The organism is Psychromonas sp. B3M02, from assembly GCF_003318165.1.
Taxonomy (GTDB): domain Bacteria; phylum Pseudomonadota; class Gammaproteobacteria; order Enterobacterales; family Psychromonadaceae; genus Psychromonas.
In genome coordinates this window covers 41,339-58,928 of record NZ_QOCB01000040.1, presented here as the reverse complement: position 1 = coordinate 58,928, position 17,590 = coordinate 41,339, and the positions used below count along the sequence as shown (strand labels likewise).

The window sequence follows — 17,590 nt, the reverse complement described above, 5'->3', positions numbered from 1 at the left end:
TTCTCTTGTTATCCTTTCTGTTTCTTTAAATGCCCAAAGGTGGCGACACCTGTTGCTCGCTCTGGCAATGACAACTCACCTTTTGCGACTTTTTCTCGTAAGTAACGATAAGTTTGTAATGCTTGACTATACATATGCTCACCAATACTTAATTCTTTATACTCACTTTGTCCATCGTCAAATTGGGGTAATGGTTTAACCAATGTGTCGTAATCACAAGCAAAAAACAATGGAAATGAATAACGCTCGTGGGCAACTTTTCTAACGCGGTGAGAGGTCGCAACAAACTTCCCAGCGGTTAATACTTCTAGCATGTCACCGATGTTAATCACAAACGCTTCCTCATCACCTAATGTCACCGGCGGTGCATCGACCCACACGTCATCATCATTTAAAACTTCTAAACCAGGTTGATCAGCTAATAACATAGTGAAACATTCGTAGTCGGTATGCGCACCAATCCCCGGGCGATCAACCACCTTTTCATCGAATGGATAATGAATTAAACGCAATTTAGCTGGGGGACATGTCACCATGCTATCAAAATAGGTTTCCTCTAAGCCCAGTGCCAATGCAAACCCAGAAAACAATTTTCTACCTAATGCAAAAAGCGTATTGTAATAATCTAAAATAGGCTCTCGAAATTCAGCTAACGCAGGCCATTCATTTTCACCGATTAAGGGGGTGTTATTTAATACATATGGATTATCTTTAGGGGCAGGAAACCCCACATCGTAAGCTTCTTTATTATCTGGCTTACCCGTTCCATAAATTTCCTCACCTTCAGGCACAAAACCTTTATGAGTTTTAGAATCACCAATGTAGTGTTGCATTTTGGTATCCAATGGCTGGCTAAAAAAGCGTTTTGCCGCGAGGCGCAAGTTAGCTATTTTCTGTTTAGGAATACCGTGACCAGTGATGTATAAAAAACCAACGTCCGCGGCTGCTTTACCCATTTCTTGTGCAACTGTTTCACGTTGCTGTTTATCATCACTAAATAATCCGGAGACATCGACAACAGGAATACTAGTAAAGGTATTTTTTTGATTGTTCATGTTAATCCTTTAAATCTATCAATTGGTTACGTTTAACTTATAACGCTTGTTTAAATCGTGAAAAATGCGCTCTTTCTTCTTGTGCCATCCAATCGTTTAATGACCATAAATCAGCAACGGGCACATTGGTAAAAGGGAGGTGATGTAAATAACCATCTGGGCCAAACTCTGTTGTCATAGTAGTGATTTTACGCCCTTCTGATTGATGATTTGCCCACACCTGTTCCCATAAATGTTGATGAAAGGCCAACGAGGCTTGATACTCAGGTGCAGCAGGATGCGGCACTTGTGCGCCTTGGTCATAACCGATCCTCGCTTGGATATGAAACACACGCTTCAAGAACACTGATAGGTCATCTTCAGGTCGGTCTAATAGACGTTCAGCCACTAAAATCCAATGGCTAATATCCATTGTAAATAACATCTCAGGCACTTTTTCCATTAATTCCAGAGTCACCCACGGGCTATAAAGTGATGTGCCTCGGTGAGTTTCAAAACTACATGTCACCCCTAATTTTTTTGAAATCGCGACTGCTTTTGTAAAAAATGTCACTTGCGTTGTCATCGACCAACGGTCATTGCCGGCTAATACATTAACAAATTGTGCATTTAATTCTTTAGCGTAAACAAGCTGTTCAGCGAGCACATTTAAGTGATCATCTACCGTCATACTTTGATCAGGAATAACGTCACCACCGGTAAAAATAATCGCAATGTAGTCTAAACCCGTTGTTTTTAAAGCCTGTTTAAATATTTGTCTTGCATCAGGATCGGTAGGGATCCTGCCTTCTACGCCTTCAAAACCAGCGGCATTTAGTTTATCGGCTAATGCTGTAATAGGCTCTTTAACACCCCATAATGTTCGATATAATGCTAATTCCATTGCTTTATTACCTTTACTGCTCATTTATTTTATAGTGCATCAATACAGCGATTTATTTTTCATCTCTTTTAAGTGCTTGGCACATACAATGTACACCGCCACCACCTTTTGTAATCATCGATATATCAGGGTCAAATACTGTTAATCCTCTCGCATTACATTGGTCTCTTAAGGTCAAGCTATCCGATGGGATTAACACTCTTTCGTCGCCCAGCGACACGATATTACAACCTAGTTCCATCGCTTCTTTATAAGGAATATCGATAATGTCGATGTTTTTACTTTTTAACCACTTCAATAAATTATCTGGCGCGACCGCAGTACACACAGCCGCTAATTTCTCTGCCACCATTACACATTGCACATCCATATGTAAAAAGTGAGGGTCAAACTTAATTCCTTGAAATTCCCACCCCTCTTTTTCAAACCAACCTTTTACTTGATTCATACCAGCTTGGTTAGTTCGCTCGCCAGAGTAGCCGCAAAGCACAACGCCCGGCTCAATCAGCATAAAGTCACCACCTTCAAAATTACCCGCGGTGACCACATCAAAAATAGGAATATTCTGTTTGGTATAAAACTCCAAAACAGTTAACCACTCGCTTTGCCTCCAAGGACTATACATTTGGCTAATAATAGGCCCCCATGGCGTCATCACTGATGAGTCTCGTGCGTAAATAGAATAAGGTTGCTCCGACTTCGCATTTAAAAAATGTACGTTAACTCCTGTTTCACGGTAAACATCAAGCATTTCGTTGTATTGTGCTTTTGCAACGTTCAAATCATAACGCTCACCGGCATCCATATGACGTCGTGACGTAGAGTTGCCTGAGCGCCATTCAAAATGGTCAATAGGCCCCACTAATACCTCTTTTAAGCGTCCTGTTTCAGAAGCAATACCCCAATCAGTTAAAGGAGTTGTTCCACCATTGATTTGACGGCGGCTTAATAAGTTATCCATTTTTACTGTTCCTTTTCTTGTGCTAATTGCATCAAGCTATGCAATAGAACATTGCCACCAGCAATTAAATGTTTAGGTTCAACATGCTCTTTTTCGTTATGAGAAATGCCATCTTTACATGGCACAAAAATCATTCCAGTAGGCCCAACAGTAGATAAATACACTGAATCGTGACCAGCACCAGACACTATCGGCATCGCATTCATATTGAGTTTTTTAGCTGAATGGCGCACCACTTCAGTACAACGTGGATCAAATTCAACTGCAGGTGATTGCCATAGCACATCGACCTTGGCGCTTAAAATAGGTGGGACTTGTTGACATAGCGTCAATACTTCATTTGACATCTTATCTAAGATAGATTGTGTTGGGTGTCTTAAGTCTAATGTGAAAATAACATGCTCAGGTACCGTATTTGGTGAAGCGGGAATGGTTGTTATTTTGCCGATAGTGATCCTCGCCTGTTCCCCATATTCAGCAACTTTTGCATAGATAGCGGGTAAAACGGTATTCAATCCTTGAACCGGATCTTTACGCATCGACATTGGCGTTGGCCCGGCATGTGTGGTTTCACCTGAAAGTGTAATTTGATACCAATTCATTCCCTGTACACCAGTGACGATACCAATACTCTTCTTCTCAGCTTCTAAAATAGGTCCTTGCTCAATATGTAACTCTAATGCGGCAGCGAAAGGGAAAGCTTGACAGGGAAGGTCGCCAAGTTGGTCTGTCTCGAGTAAGGCTTGATAATAACTAACACCTTGATCATCCACAGATTGATAAAGAGTTGATTGTGATAACTTACCAGCAAACACCCCAGATCCAGACATGGCAGGACTAAACCGAGATCCTTCTTCATTACTCCATACTACAATTTCGACAGGATGAGCCAAAGTTATGTTTTGATCATGTAACGAAGACATCACCTCTAATGCGGCAAGCACACCATACACACCATCAAATTTACCACCAGAGGGTTGGGTATCTAAATGCGACCCCATTAATACAGGTAATTTAGTGGTATCAGTTCCTTTAAAATGTACAAAGATATTACCCATGCTATCAAGCCGAGCAACACCACCAATTGTATTGCACCACTTTAAGAATAATGAACGGCCAATGCGGTCTTCTTCAGTCAGCGCTTGGCGATTACAGCCTCCATTAGCAGTACCACCAATATTTGCCATTTCAGCAATAAATGAAAGTAATCGTTCCGGCTTAATTTGTAAATCTGTCATCAGTCTCTGCTACCTTGATAATCGTTAAAATTATCATAAAGATAGAATTTACTGAGTACTATTACCCAATTGCGGTATAGACATAGTTAAAGCAAAAATTAGTTTGGAGTAAGGTTTACAATGTCGTCAAAAATCTTGGCGAGTAACTCATGCTGAGAATTGACTTGTAGCTTAGTATAAATATTTTTACGGTGTACACGTTCTGTTTCAGAGGAGATATTAAGTAAACGAGCGGCTTCCTTAGTGGAGTAACCACGAATCAACAGTAGCGTAACTTCATGCTCCCTAGGAGTTAACACATCCATGCCAAACTCAGCGATATACTCTTTTATTTTTAGATGAGATTGTCGCTCTGGCAGGTGTTGTGTTTTATCATGCATTTTTACTGCTGAACTAAAAATAGGATATAACTCCCTTAATCTTACTAACATGCGCTCACTGAATTTAGATAAGGTTTTTGTTCTCCCTAACGATAACAAGTACACATTATTGTTAGCCCCCTGCACGGAAAAGCAGGTCTCATCAACTAATTTAGACTGACGAAAATAATCTTCATAATAAGCACTTTGATAAAAATCATCGGGTACAATTTCATCTAATGTGACAAACCCTTCTTTACCTTGATTAACCCCATAATTGTAAAATGGACTCAATAAATAGGCCCCTGCAAGGTAACGCTCCCAAACGGCCATTTCATCAATAGCAAAAGAGGAATTCAATACCGTTGGAGATTCCGTTGGATGGTAAATTAAAATCACATAATCATCGAAGCTCGCCGCGGACTTTAACAAATACGTTAATTTGTCAAAAAAAGCAGCATCGCCAATAGATAATATTAAATCAGCGATACCATAAGTGATCATATTATTAAAAGTGAGTTGGTCTTTATGCATAAATACTCTCATCAATCCATTTATTCATAAGTTAGCAAATTGCTAAGGGAATGTAGAGAGTATAATAATAAATGGAGCTAAAGGAGATTGTTTCGCGATCAAGCGCGAAAAGAAGAGACTATTGTTAATAAACAACATGACGCTTACGCAACTAAAATCCCTTTCATAAAAGCTATAAAAGGGATCATACTCGCTCGTTTAATTTAATTTAAAACGACTGACTAATGCATCTAGCTGTTGGTTTGCTGTTACTAAGTTCTCTGTGCTATTACTGGTTAATCGACCATTCTCTGTTAAATCATTCACCATGTGTTGAATTGACGACATATTACGACTGATTTCATCAGCCACCGTACTTTGCTCAGAGGCGGCAGTTGCAATTTGCGAGCTTAATTCATTAACTTCGATTATCGAACCGACCATTGCATCTAATCCGCTACCAACACGGATGGTGTTATCAGTAGTACTTTGACAGCTCTCTTTAGTCGTTTCCATTGCTTTAACCGATAGTACCGCATCACTAGTCAGTTTTAACAAGATTTCATTAATTTCAGCAGTGCTAGTCTGTGTTCTGGCAGCCAACGATCTGACTTCATCAGCAACAACAGCAAACCCTCGACCTTGCTCACCAGCTCGAGCAGCTTCAATCGCTGCGTTTAACGCTAACAAGTTAGTTTGATCAGCAATAGCACCAATAACACTTAATACCGAGACTATTTCTTGTGTATTTTCATTCATCGTATTAATACGTTCTGAAGCAACATCGACTTCTGTCACTAACATTCTTACGCTTTCTGAAGAAGTATGAACCAGTTCTTTCGATACTAACGCTTCATCACTGGTTTGTTGTGTGCTTAGCGCCGTTTGTCTTGCATTATCAGCAACGGCATTAGCCGACGCACTCATTTCTGTAATCGCAGCCACTACTTGATTTGTTTCATCAGAATGCATTTTAAGTGATTGAGTATTAGCCAAAGAAGCTTGCTTAAGGTGCTTAATTTCTTCTGAAATATCTGCAGATGAAGTTAACACATCAATCAGCATCGTTTGTAACTGACTAATAAACGAATTCACATCTCGTGCAATTTGCGCAAGGTCATCATTGCCTTTCACTTCTAAACGTTGTGTCAGGTCACCTTCGCCTTGAGCCAAACTACCGATTCTTTCTTTTAACGAAATAATAGGGGTATAAATTTTAGCTAACGTCAATACTAATAAAATAATCGTCACTATTATTAAAATTGCCGCTGTAATAATTGCAGAGATAAGTTGCTCATCTAGAAATTGGTAAACAATTGACTCATTAATATCCATGACGATATGCCATTTCTTACCACCGAGTAAGGTTAAGTCATCATAAACAGCTTGTTGTTGATGGCCATTTTTTTGATAAAAGAATTTACCTTGATCATTTCTTAACACTTGTTGCTCTAAGTTTTTATCGCTTATTCGGTCTCCGTACTCACCATTTCCTGACGTACTAATCAAACCTCCATTAGCATCATAAATACTGATTTCAGCACCTTTAAAGTCAACGTCGTTAATGAAGTGATCAACTGCTTCTAAAAAGATATCACCCCCAATGACTCCATTGTTACCAACATCTAAAAAGCTGAACATGTATTTATCAGAAATACCTTTATCAAAATAAATGTCTGTGATGATTAGCTTATTTGCAGCTTTAGCATCTTGATACCACTCCTCTTGAGTCGCATCATAATTATCAATAACACCAGAGTTACCAACAGTAAAACCAGTTTGATCAGCAAAGTTAACCGCATCTAAAGGAGTTGAAGAAACTAATAATTTAGCTATTTCTACTTTTTTTGCTGTGTCGTCGCTATTTAATAAGCTTTTGGCACTTGTAATAACCTTCTGACTACTCTGCAACCAAGCATTAATATCTTCCTTAACCATTTTTAAAACAGCTGCAGAATTCCTATCAACTTCTGCAACGCTTTCTGTACGGGTTGTACTATATGACACCCAATTTGAGACTAATAAAGAGACGCCTAATAAAAGAGTAGCTGCTAATATTATGCGTTGTTTAAATCCGATCGAAATAGCCATTATGGGTCCTAATAGTAAAAGTGATGTAGTAAAACTGTTTTAAGTAAAATATTAATCAAACTAGTACATCGATGTGATTAATTTCAATAACACTGATATTACATTCATTGTAAAATTTGTGAACTAAGTAATGATTTTATTCAATTTAATATAGGAGAGTTTTTGTTGTTAACAAGTAGGAATCTTTATTATTTTTAAGAATTAACAACAATATAGGCTTATAACGCCAACAAAATGTTTTATTATTGGCTTTTTATCTTCACTCCTACGTTAATTCGATTTATTTAGCTAAAATATTTACCGGTAGTTTGGTAACTATAAATAACTTTTCTGCATTTTGTATTACGCTTACCTGGTCATAGATGTAAAAAAAAACATCTGTTATCATCAAAAAAGAACGCTTCACACAATACACAAACACCATTACATCAGTATTGTCTCATATCTTAATAAAAGTGAACTCGTCAACAACGTGACTACAGAAACCATATTAAGCAGTCCTAATTTAACGATATCCTGTGAAGAGTGTGGCTTAGTCGTCGCCATTCCAGCACTTCAGGATAAGCAAAAAGCACACTGTCCTAGATGTGAGCATCTGCTTACTAAAAAAATAGCAAAGCCTTACCAAACAGCCACAGCTTATGCATCGGCTTGTTTGATGATGTTAATATTAAGTATCTCTTTCCCATTTATGTCATTTTCAGTACAAGGGCTAACCCAAGAAATTAATTTGTTGCAAGCTGCGCAAATGCTAGGTGAATATCAAAATACATTATTAGGGTTGTTATTATTCGCGACAGTTTTGGTACTTCCTTTTATCTACATTAGCTTAATGCTGTACCTATATTACAAGGCGGTAAGTAACAAAGGACGACCTAAAAGATATGTAACACATTGCTGTAAAATACTATTTATAATAGAGCCTTGGTTAATGGTGGATGTGTTCCTACTTGGGGTGCTGGTTAGCTTGGTGAAAATAGCGTCTTTGGCAGAGATCAGTCTTGGCTATTCATTTTTTACTTTCTGTATCTATGCGGTTTTAGTGGTTAAATGTGTGTCGCTGGTTGATAAAATTTGGCTCTGGGAGCAACTTATTCCTGCCAAATCCCTTCAACACAATTACGAAGGTGATACGCATCTTTCACAGACACATTTAAGTTGCCATACTTGCCATCAAATAAATCCAGATAATCAAACAGCACAACAGACTTGCTTACGGTGTGGTAGCCCTCTACATCATTTTGATATGGATGCTAATTTACAAAAAGTATGGGCGCTGCTATTAACAGCGATTGTATTTTATTTTCCAGCGAACCTTTACCCTATGATGTACACAGTAAGCTTAGGCTCCAGTACTCCATCGACCATTATGGAAGGTGTGATCCTGTTATGGCAATTAGGCTCTTACCCAGTGGCTGCGATCATCTTTATTGCTAGTGTGTTTATTCCATTGATCAAAATATTTGCGTTAGCGTGGCTATTTATTAGTGCCAAAAAGTTCAATAAGCTACCTGAGAGTGAAGCGGCTAAAAAACTAACAATATACCGCATTACCGAGTTTATCGGACGCTGGTCAATGATCGATATTTTTGTCGTAGCGATATTAGTAGCACTGGTTCAATTACAAAAATTAATGGCAATTTACCCAGGACCTGCCGCACTTTCCTTTGCTGCTGTCGTTATATTTACCATGCTTTCAGCAATGAAGTTTGATTCTCGTATGTTATGGCGTCAATCAGCAGAGCAAAGTACACAGAAAACAGAGTTAACCAAACCATACTCGCAACCCATAAATGATTAAAAGAGATACCAATAATGAGTGATGAAACTCCAGTACAAGCCACAATAAAAGAACAGAAAAAGATATCTGCAATCTGGATCATTCCAATATTGGCATTGTTTATTGGTGCATGGATGTTATTTCAATATGTAAATAACAAAGGAACAGAGATCACCATCATCATGCCTACGGCCGAAGGGATTAAAGTCGGCAAAACTGAAATAAGATCTTTAAATGTGAAAGTCGGTATGGTCACTGCTGTAACACTGAGTGAAAACTATGATCATATAGAAATAAAAGCCCAAATGAGCAAAGACAGTGAAAGGATGCTTAATGACAAAACCCAATTTTGGGTAGTTAAACCACGCGTAGGTAGCGAAGGAATTTCTGGTCTGGACACTATTTTATCTGGCGCCTATATTCAAATACAACCCGGTGACTCTAAAACCAAAAAGCTCACATTTGAAGCATTAGATCTTCCTCCTGTTGCCCCATTAGGCAGCAAAGGAAAACGCGTTATTTTAAGCCATAATAGTGCAGGGAAACTCAGCGTAGGCGACCCCGTTTCCTATCAAGGATTCACCGTGGGACGCGTAGAAAAAACCTCTTTTGATTTAAAAGCTAAAAAAGCCTTATATCAGCTATTTATATTCGAACCCTATGATGACCTCTTACTTTCTGGTTCGCAATTTTGGCTCACCTCAGGCGTTGATGTTCAACTCAAAGCCGATGGTCTTAAAGTACAGGTTGACTCATTACAAAGCCTGCTCTCTGGCGGAGTTACTTTTGGTATTCCTGCAGGCGAAAGAGTCGGTACTCCCTTTGCTAGCGACGTAGTGAAACTGCCGCTATTTGATAATTATGAACAAGTACAAAATGGACTGTATAAGCAATATGTTAAATTCATCATGGAATTCGATGAAACAATTCGAGGCTTAACGGTTGGCGCGCCTGTAGAGTATCGCGGTATACGCATTGGTACGGTATTACAAGCACCCTATGACATGATGGTACCTCAAGGTGATACCTCATCGGTGAAGATCCAAGTCTTAATTAAAATTGATCTAGGTAGATTATTTAGTGCAGACCGCAACCTCTCCCTCAGCACTTTTCAAGAAACAATTGAGAAACACTTTAAAAATGGCCTCAAAGGACAGTTAAAAAGCGGTAATTTATTAACAGGAGCCCTCTTCATTGATACAGAGTTCGACACGCCAAATCCTGATTTCAAGATCACTAAAGTAGGTGAATACGACGTTTTCCCCACCAAAAAAGGAGGACTGGCGATGATTCAGCAACAAATATCCTCATTCATGGATAAGTTTAATGATATTCCTTTAAATGAGGTAGCAGGATCAATGACTAAAACCATGGATTCTTTAAATCAGACCTTAACATCTGCTAACAACACCTTTGATAAACTCAATGAGATCATCTCACAAAAAGAGGTGCAAGCGATACCTGCAGATGTCCAGACTAGCTTACAACAGCTGCAACAAACACTAGCAGGTTTTAGCCCTAACTCAGCAATTTATAACGACTTACAGCAAACGCTCGATAAAGTTGAAAAAGTCATGCAGGAGTTACAGCCGGTGTTAAAACAAATTAACGACAAACCAAACTCGCTCATTTTTGGTGAAGACCAAATCGACGACCCCATTCCAACAAAGAGAATAAACTAATGAAAAAGTGGTTATTAATATTGGTTATATTTATCACAGGGTGCAGTAATAATGAAGTGCAGCAAGACTCACTATTTTTATTACCTGAAAATACGACAGCTGCAATAGCAAATAATAGCTTGCCCATGCTACTAGTAAGCACTAACTTAGATACCTACCTAGACCAAGCGAGCCTAGTGTATAGAGTATCGGATACTAAGGTTGTGTTAGCCAAACATAATAGTTGGGCACATCAACTATCCGAACAAATTAATCAACGAATGGTGGCTAACTTACGTACGAATCAAAGTACCTACTGGCCAGTAGAGCGCAATACCTCGATGCAGTTAACTAACCAACCTAAGTTGCAAATCCATTTCACTAAGTTTAATGGCGCATTCACAGGTGACGCTGAATTAAGTGGGGAATGGTTACTGATTGACGCACAAGGCCAGCTCATTAAAAGCGATTACTTTCAAATAAATAAACCACTTAAAGAAACCGGCTACGAGGAATTAGTTATTGCTTTAGCACAAGGATTAGATGACCTCAGCCGTATCATTGCTGAACAAGTGAAGCCATTATAAATAGAGAGGAAGTAAACAAGATTAACGCGATTAATAGCTCTTTGAAAAATCAGCATTAATCGACAATAGTGTTTACAACCACAAATGCTATTGTCAACTTTGTAATCCATCAATCTTGCTTAATACAACTCAATAATTGTGTTTCAATAGACTCATCAATCTCTTCAGCAATGATTTCAATTCGGCTTTCTATGCATTCAAATAATGCCGTTTCGGTTAACCCATCGGCCGTTAAATTGTAAGCAAATGCCCCTTTCTCTGTGATTAAGACTGCTTTCATGCGTTCTATTTTCAATTCAGAAAATAATGAAAGTAGCTTGTCACGTTGAAAGACCTTAGACGCTGAAAACCGCCAACCTACACTACAAAATCCCTCGCCTGCATTCACCGCTTTGAGTACTCCGTTGTCAGGGATTGCCATGTCTGATACAAGCGCTTTCATATGGGTGTGATGATGATGGTCATGATGGTCATGATGGTCATGATGGTTATGATGGTTATGATGGTTATGATGGTCCGGAATAACCTGCTTAAAGTCTGTGCTATTATCTAGTACCGTTAAAGGGATTATGCCGTACTCGCTAAAAATAACGTTCGTCTCTGGAGAAGCTACTTTCAGTACATAAGCTTTTAATTTTTCAGCATCATTTGCTTGGTAAAGATCTTGTTTATTACCGACCACAATATCGGCGATTGCAATCTGTTGATTGAATGTCTCATGGTTGGTATAACGTGGATCCACCAAGTGGCGAGCATCCACTAAGGTAATATTGTTTTGCAACAATAATACATTTCGATAATGGTCTGTTGATAATACCTGTAACACCTCTTTAGGGTGGCCAAGCCCAGTAGGCTCAATCAATAGACGATCTGGTTTTGCTTTTAGTAATAATTGATTAAGCGCTACTTGCATCGGTAAACCAGCAGCACAACACATACAACCACCAGGCACCTCTCGAATAAACACCTGTTGTGATTGATCCTGTTGACTTTGTACCAAACACCCATCAACTCCAACCTCGCCGAACTCATTCACTAAAATAGCCCAACGTTCATTTTTAGGTTTACTTTTAATGAGGTTTAAAATCGCAGAAGTTTTACCTACACCAAGAAACCCTGTAATAATATTAGTAGGAACACCTAAAATTGGCGGGTTATCGGAACGCATGTTGGATACTCCTACTATGTTTGACGACACTATACTGTGTTAATAGCACGCGGCTCTGGCTCATCGAATTTCCCTTAACATATTAATTCACCTTTACTTTATTAGTAGCCTATACCCATTTTACTTAGCTGAAAACACTAAACGCATTGCAGCAGAGGCATCCTCAATCACTTGCTGGTCAGCATACATTAAACGACCATTTACCCAGGTATTTTTAATTTGAGCAGAAAAACGGTGCCCTGCAAAAGGCGACCAAGCACAGTGATATAAACTATTTTCATTACTCACCATTGTGCCCGCTTTGCTATCAACCAAAACTAGATCAGCATAATAGCCTTCTCGAATATAACCACGTCCTTCAATACGATAACGAATAGCAGGGTTATGTGCAGTCTTTTCAACAACCTCAGGTAAGGTCATTTTTCCCATGTGCACTTGGTCAAATAAGCTCAATAAAGCATGTTGAACTAAAGGTAGGCCAGTAGGCGCTTGTTCATAGGGAACTTGCTTCTCTTCCCATGTATGGGGTACATACATGGTCCGTGACAATAATCCAATAGTTCATATGCTGAGAGCGCTTGATTAGCATGAAGCAAGGTTTGCAACACCAACTTACGCTTAGGTGTTAACTTTTTTCCCCGAGCTAGGCAGCTTTGTTCTAGGTAATCGAGAACGGTATCAAGGTCACTCAAGGGCACTACACTATATCCAAGGTTAGTAATAAACGTGGTTCATTTAAATTGACTGCAGGTGAGCGATGCACAAGTCCAGTGTTTTCATTGCCTTCCCAACCACTGCCCTTCAATAATGCAACATCTCCAGCTGATATTTGCTGGATCTGCGCATCACTACTAATTTGCCCCAAGGCTGAAGCGCCTTGCTCACCTCGATTAACATCTTGGTTATCTAACCACTCCGTTGCAGTCCCTACATAAGTGGTCACAAGACGACATGGGATTTGATCAACATGAAATTTTGGACACATAGGTTTATCTAATGTGGTAAGTCGTAAACCCGCTTCCTTTGTATCAAATAAACAGCAGAACATATCGACAATTAATGCAATATCTTCACTCAAAGCATTTGCACAAGCATATCCGTCCAGCTTGCCTCTAATCCATTCTGCAACGTCATCAGGTGTCACGTATTTAACAAGCGCTAATGGCTTACTATTTTGTAACATCTCTTGGATAGAAGTTGTCATCTCTATTGGTAATGTGCGTTGCCATATCGCGATATTGTTTTCTGGTTGATAGATATCAGTTAATACACTTGATTGGTTACCGATTGGTAATGGTAATACAGACTCAACCATATTATTTGCAACAGCTACATTCATATAATTACCCTTCTATTGTTCATAACTTGCTCTAGGTTTTGCCATTTAAACAAGTACTCTTTACTGTTTAAATGGCATTACTTCAATCTTTAAGAAATGTTATAACATAACACTATGTAATAAGTGATTACTAGTTAAGAAGGGATATTTATAAAAGCGCAGATGATTTATTCTTAGCATCAGCATTGATAGTGAAAAAAATAGTAAAACGATAAACGTTACAATCCTATTAAAGGTATCTAACAAAGCTGAGATAATTTAAAGTAAATTTACTGAATGAAGTAGATTATTTATGAAGCAGATTTGAGTTAATATAAGTAGCGATTTTGGTTAACCCTTCACGCAATTGTTCTTCATTAAGCAGTATAAAACCGAGCTTGATGAAATTATTGCCCTGCTCGTGTTGAGAAAAAAATACTGGACCAGGTTCTATCACGACACCCTGCTTTCGTAAGTGACTGGCTAATACAGTGGTATTTATGTCGGCAGGCACTTCAACCCATAGATTTAAACCACCAGTTGACGTGGTGAACTTCCATTCCGGCAACAACTCTTTAATAAGTTTTTGACATAGTTTCCATCTCTTTTTTGCCACTTTACGTAAGTTCCGAAGCTGCTGATCATAACCACCATTAGCAATAAAGTGAGCTAAAGTACGTTGCTCATGGCCTGAGAGATTACGTAATTGATAACGACGAATATCCAACAATGATGAAATGATATCTTTATGCGCAATGATATAAGCAATGCGACAAACAGCGCCTAAATACTTTGAAAACCCACTGATATAGATAACATTATCTAAACCTTGAGAGGCAATAGGGGGCGATGAACGGCCAATAAAGCGCATCTCTGCATCATAGTCATCTTCAATAATACAACAGTCGATCTGCTTGGCTTTTTGCAGTAATCCGGCTTTTCGAGGCATCGACATACTGATATTACTGGGTAATTGATGGCTAGGCGTTGTATAAATAATTTCGGTATTATTCGGGATCGACTCTAAATTGATACCACTGTCGTCAACGGGTACTGGGCAAATATTTGCGCCCGCCCTTAAAAAAGCATGGCGAGCATCAGGGTATCCCGGCTCTTCAACAGCAACAGGTGTGCCCTTTTTTATCAACAACTCTGAAATTAAGAATAATGCATGTTGTGTGCCCACTGTTAATATGATGTTTTCTGCACTTGCTTTAATGCCTCTCGACACTAAAAGCTCTTTTAAAACAATATCAATAAGCACCGGATCATCAGCACCAAAATTATCATATAAACTAAACTTTCTACTACCTGCTTGTAATGCTTCTCGGGATGCTTTAACCCAGGCAGCGCTGGGGAAGCTATCTTCAGGAATAGAAGCGGTAATAAAAGGAAAGGGCAACTCTGCATCCACTGCTGAGCGCTGTAATTGCACTGGATTACCAGGGGTAGCAGTACTTTTAGCACGCGCCATCCACCCTTGTTCAGAAGGCGTTGCTTTGCTGACTGTTTTTAACGATTCTTGGGTAGCGATTTCTGGATTAACATAACGTCCTGAACGCGCTTTAGAATAGATGATACCTTGTGCTTCTAGCTCTTCATAAGCCATTAACACAGTATTCAGGCTGACATTAAGTTGCTCTGCTAAATTACGGGTTGATGGTAGTTTTATACTTTGAAAGTGGCCTTCAATAATCGCTTGCTCAAGCCCTTTTTTGGTTTGTAAAAAAAGTGGTGTTGAAGACTGCCGATCAATCTGAATATAACGTGCAACAATTTCAACACCAAACATCAATTATCCCTTTGCAAGTTTAACTTTGACTAAATTCGTTACACTATTAACAGCATTAACAATGGCTTGGCTCATCATATCACACTCTTCTTGATTAATATTAAGCGGTGGATTAATACGAATAATGCCGTCTGCAGCAGCCACAATACAAGCATTTTGTTGACAAACTTCAGCAACACTATTTGCTAACTCAGCCGCTGAATATCCATAATAATCACAAAACTCTAATCCCCACATATGCCCAAAACCACGAATATCTTGCAAAATAGGTTGTTGTTTTATTTGTGAAAAATAAGCATTAATACGCTGCTCGTTATCTGCAATTTTATTACATAAGTTATCGCGTTGAATTATCTCTATTGCTTTTAAGGCAATACTACATCCAGTAGGATGCCCTGCCATAGTGATCACCATTTTAAGTGGCATGTTATGCGCTAGTAAATCATCATAAATCGGCTCATCTACTGCAACCGCAGCTAAAGGAAAATAACCAGCTGTAATGCCTTTTCCCATAGTAACCATATCAGGCCGGATCCCTTCTTGCTGAAATCCAAACCAAGTACCTGTACGACCAAATCCCGTGATCACTTCATCAACTACTAAGCTAATTTGATATTGATCGCAAAGCGATCTTAATAACTTCAAATAACCTTTTGGCGGAATAATGACGCCACCAGCAAACCCAACTGGCTCTACAAATAAACAGGCGATACGATCTTGTCCAATCTCTGCAATTTTAGCTTCAAGTTGCGCTCGTATTTCACTTAATGAATACACTGTACCAGTACTCGCATTGCGCGCACTAGAGATATAAACAAAGTCATCATAAGTAATGTGAGTATCAACTTTAAAAGGAGCAAAACCAGTCACTTGCTTAGCTTGACCAAGGTTACCGTGATAGCTTCTGTCTAATGATAAACACACCGTTTTTTCAGTGAAACCCAATGCTTGCCAACGTTTACGCGCAATGTTCAATGCCATCTCATTAGCCGATGAACCACTGATTGCATATTTTATTTTATAGCTCCCACCTAATAAATCACTCAAACGATTCGACAACTCAATGCTGGCATAACTTTGATGCTCAGGAGAACAATAAGAGAGTGTTTTTAAACCTTCGGTGGCAGCTTCTATCAACTCTGGATGAGCGTGCCCTAAATTTAAACAACTATGTCCAGAAACCGCTTCATAGGCATAATCATGGCCAACAATTTTCGCCCATCCACCTTTGCCTGAAGAGATAATCGTATCGGGAACAGTGCTACCTTCAAAATCTTCCACCCATTGAGAGGTTAATGAGTTATCCATTATAATTCCTTATTTTAACAAAAATTACCCTTCATCATTGAGCAGCAAGGTGATTGTTTATGCACAGCACATACAACCTTAATTTGCCGATAATGACCAAAATACAGGGTTATTCTTAATGCTCATTAGCATGAAAATGAGATAAAAAGGCTTTAGTTCTTTCATCTTTAGGGTGGTCGATAACTTGTTTTGCTGGTCCATCCTCCACCACCACGCCATCTCTCATAAAGACCACTCGGTTAGCGACTTCTCTTGCAAAGGACATCTCATGTGTCACTACAATCATCGTCATCCCCTCTGCTGCTAACTCCTTCATGACCGACAATACTTCCCCCACTAATTCAGGGTCTAACGCTGAGGTCGCTTCATCAAACAAGATCACCTGAGGTTCCATTGCTAAGGCCCGAGCGATTGCAATACGCTGTTTCTGCCCACCTGATAAAGAAGATGGATAATCGTTAGCCTTAATACTCATACCTACTTTCTCAAGCTGTGCCATGGCTAATTCTTGTGCTTCCTGTTTATTCATTTTCTTGGCTGTTACCGGCCCTTCCATGACATTTTGTAGTACTGTCATATGTGGGAAAAGATTAAAGTGCTGAAACACCATGCCAGTGTGACGACGAAATTCGGCTAGCTCTTTGGGTTTCAATTGTAGGCGTGATTCACCAAACACCATTCTGGTATTACCTATTTCAATACGCCCTGCATCAGGTGGAACGAGTACATTCAAACAACGTAATAACGTCGACTTCCCTGAGCCAGAAGGGCCAATTAATGCCACCACTTCTCCTTTCTCAATTTTTAAATTAACATCACGTAACACTACAAGGTCACCAAATTGTTTTTGAATTGCATCGATTCTGATCATAATTA

15 protein-coding genes are annotated in these 17,590 nt (G+C 39.1%); 3 read left to right on the top strand and 12 right to left on the bottom strand.

The genetic code is table 11. The features are described from left to right. Positions 1 to 8: 8 nt before the first annotated feature. From DS885_RS06005 to DS885_RS05980, 6 genes are all read right to left on the bottom strand, one after another. Positions 9 to 1,055: an isopenicillin N synthase family dioxygenase gene (locus DS885_RS06005; RefSeq protein WP_113818497.1), complete on the bottom strand. Its 1,047-nt coding sequence runs from the start codon at positions 1,053 to 1,055 to the stop codon at positions 9 to 11. 37 nt (positions 1,056 to 1,092) lie between these two features. Continuing rightward, complete coding sequence (locus DS885_RS06000) at positions 1,093 to 1,938, bottom strand: sugar phosphate isomerase/epimerase family protein (RefSeq protein ID WP_113818495.1); 846 nt, start codon at positions 1,936 to 1,938, stop codon at positions 1,093 to 1,095. Positions 1,939 to 1,990: 52 nt separating this feature from the next. Continuing rightward, positions 1,991 to 2,899 (bottom strand): dimethylarginine dimethylaminohydrolase family protein, encoded by a 909-nt coding sequence (locus DS885_RS05995; RefSeq protein WP_113818493.1) that lies wholly within the window; start codon positions 2,897 to 2,899, stop codon positions 1,991 to 1,993. 2 nt (positions 2,900 to 2,901) lie between these two features. Beyond that, positions 2,902 to 4,137, bottom strand: a complete 1,236-nt coding sequence (locus DS885_RS05990; protein ID WP_113818491.1) for a M20 family metallo-hydrolase — start codon at positions 4,135 to 4,137, stop codon at positions 2,902 to 2,904. 98 nt (positions 4,138 to 4,235) lie between these two features. Continuing rightward, positions 4,236 to 5,030, bottom strand: coding sequence for a helix-turn-helix transcriptional regulator (locus DS885_RS05985; protein ID WP_181817704.1), 795 nt, complete (start codon positions 5,028 to 5,030; stop codon positions 4,236 to 4,238). 198 nt (positions 5,031 to 5,228) lie between these two features. Next, a complete protein-coding gene (locus tag DS885_RS05980) occupies positions 5,229 to 7,100 on the bottom strand; it encodes a methyl-accepting chemotaxis protein (RefSeq protein WP_113818488.1) in 1,872 nt (623 codons plus the stop codon). A 472-nt stretch (positions 7,101 to 7,572) separates the two neighbouring features. On the opposite strand from DS885_RS05980, the gene DS885_RS05975 reads away from it, so the two are divergent. From DS885_RS05975 to DS885_RS05965, 3 genes are read left to right on the top strand one after another with little or no spacing between them, the layout of a single operon-like run. Next, positions 7,573 to 8,901 carry a paraquat-inducible protein A gene (locus DS885_RS05975; RefSeq protein ID WP_220149652.1) on the top strand — a complete coding sequence of 443 codons (1,329 nt, stop codon included), beginning with the start codon at positions 7,573 to 7,575 and terminating at the stop codon, positions 8,899 to 8,901. Between the two features lie 14 nt (positions 8,902 to 8,915). After that, positions 8,916 to 10,562 carry an intermembrane transport protein PqiB gene (pqiB, locus tag DS885_RS05970; RefSeq protein WP_113818487.1) on the top strand — a complete coding sequence of 549 codons (1,647 nt, stop codon included), beginning with the start codon at positions 8,916 to 8,918 and terminating at the stop codon, positions 10,560 to 10,562. Further along, the gene (locus DS885_RS05965; protein ID WP_113818486.1) at positions 10,562 to 11,128 is read left to right on the top strand and encodes a PqiC family protein; all 567 of its coding nucleotides are present in this window, start codon (positions 10,562 to 10,564) and stop codon (positions 11,126 to 11,128) included. Before pqiB ends, DS885_RS05965 begins: the two co-directional genes overlap by 1 nt. 109 nt (positions 11,129 to 11,237) lie before the next feature. Here DS885_RS05965 and DS885_RS05960 read toward each other — a convergent pair whose 3' ends face one another. From DS885_RS05960 to DS885_RS05935, 6 genes are all read right to left on the bottom strand, one after another. Next, positions 11,238 to 12,296, bottom strand: coding sequence for a CobW family GTP-binding protein (locus tag DS885_RS05960; RefSeq protein WP_113818485.1), 1,059 nt, complete (start codon positions 12,294 to 12,296; stop codon positions 11,238 to 11,240). Between the two features lie 120 nt (positions 12,297 to 12,416). Continuing rightward, complete coding sequence (locus tag DS885_RS05955; RefSeq protein WP_113818484.1) at positions 12,417 to 12,833, bottom strand: amidohydrolase family protein; 417 nt, start codon at positions 12,831 to 12,833, stop codon at positions 12,417 to 12,419. A 160-nt stretch (positions 12,834 to 12,993) separates the two neighbouring features. After that, positions 12,994 to 13,635 carry a DUF1826 domain-containing protein gene (locus DS885_RS05950; protein ID WP_113818483.1) on the bottom strand — a complete coding sequence of 214 codons (642 nt, stop codon included), beginning with the start codon at positions 13,633 to 13,635 and terminating at the stop codon, positions 12,994 to 12,996. A gap of 286 nt (positions 13,636 to 13,921) precedes the next feature. Then, a complete protein-coding gene (gene pdxR / locus DS885_RS05945; protein ID WP_113818482.1) occupies positions 13,922 to 15,406 on the bottom strand; it encodes a MocR-like pyridoxine biosynthesis transcription factor PdxR in 1,485 nt (494 codons plus the stop codon). A 3-nt stretch (positions 15,407 to 15,409) separates the two neighbouring features. After that, complete coding sequence (locus DS885_RS05940) at positions 15,410 to 16,714, bottom strand: aminotransferase family protein (RefSeq protein ID WP_113818481.1); 1,305 nt, start codon at positions 16,712 to 16,714, stop codon at positions 15,410 to 15,412. A 115-nt stretch (positions 16,715 to 16,829) separates the two neighbouring features. After that, positions 16,830 to 17,585 (bottom strand): amino acid ABC transporter ATP-binding protein, encoded by a 756-nt coding sequence (locus DS885_RS05935; protein WP_113818480.1) that lies wholly within the window; start codon positions 17,583 to 17,585, stop codon positions 16,830 to 16,832. Positions 17,586 to 17,590 lie beyond the last annotated feature (5 nt).

Bases quoted from the DNA above. Each gene is read 5' to 3' on its own strand.
- DS885_RS06005 (WP_113818497.1), bottom strand. From the start codon at position 1,055: ATGAACAATCAAAAAAATACCTTTACTAGTATTCCTGTTGTCGATGTC.
- DS885_RS06000 (WP_113818495.1), bottom strand. From the start codon at position 1,938: ATGGAATTAGCATTATATCGAACATTATGGGGTGTTAAAGAGCCTATT.
- DS885_RS05995 (WP_113818493.1), bottom strand. From the start codon at position 2,899: ATGGATAACTTATTAAGCCGCCGTCAAATCAATGGTGGAACAACTCCT.
- DS885_RS05990 (WP_113818491.1), bottom strand. From the start codon at position 4,137: ATGACAGATTTACAAATTAAGCCGGAACGATTACTTTCATTTATTGCT.
- DS885_RS05985 (WP_181817704.1), bottom strand. From the start codon at position 5,030: ATGCATAAAGACCAACTCACTTTTAATAATATGATCACTTATGGTATC.
- DS885_RS05980 (WP_113818488.1), bottom strand. From the start codon at position 7,100: ATGGCTATTTCGATCGGATTTAAACAACGCATAATATTAGCAGCTACT.
- pqiB (WP_113818487.1), top strand. From the start codon at position 8,916: ATGAGTGATGAAACTCCAGTACAAGCCACAATAAAAGAACAGAAAAAG.
- DS885_RS05965 (WP_113818486.1), top strand. From the start codon at position 10,562: ATGAAAAAGTGGTTATTAATATTGGTTATATTTATCACAGGGTGCAGT.
- DS885_RS05960 (WP_113818485.1), bottom strand. From the start codon at position 12,296: ATGCGTTCCGATAACCCGCCAATTTTAGGTGTTCCTACTAATATTATT.
- DS885_RS05955 (WP_113818484.1), bottom strand. From the start codon at position 12,833: ATGTATGTACCCCATACATGGGAAGAGAAGCAAGTTCCCTATGAACAA.
- DS885_RS05950 (WP_113818483.1), bottom strand. From the start codon at position 13,635: ATGAATGTAGCTGTTGCAAATAATATGGTTGAGTCTGTATTACCATTA.
- pdxR (WP_113818482.1), bottom strand. From the start codon at position 15,406: ATGTTTGGTGTTGAAATTGTTGCACGTTATATTCAGATTGATCGGCAG.
- DS885_RS05940 (WP_113818481.1), bottom strand. From the start codon at position 16,714: ATGGATAACTCATTAACCTCTCAATGGGTGGAAGATTTTGAAGGTAGC.
- DS885_RS05935 (WP_113818480.1), bottom strand. From the start codon at position 17,585: ATGATCAGAATCGATGCAATTCAAAAACAATTTGGTGACCTTGTAGTG.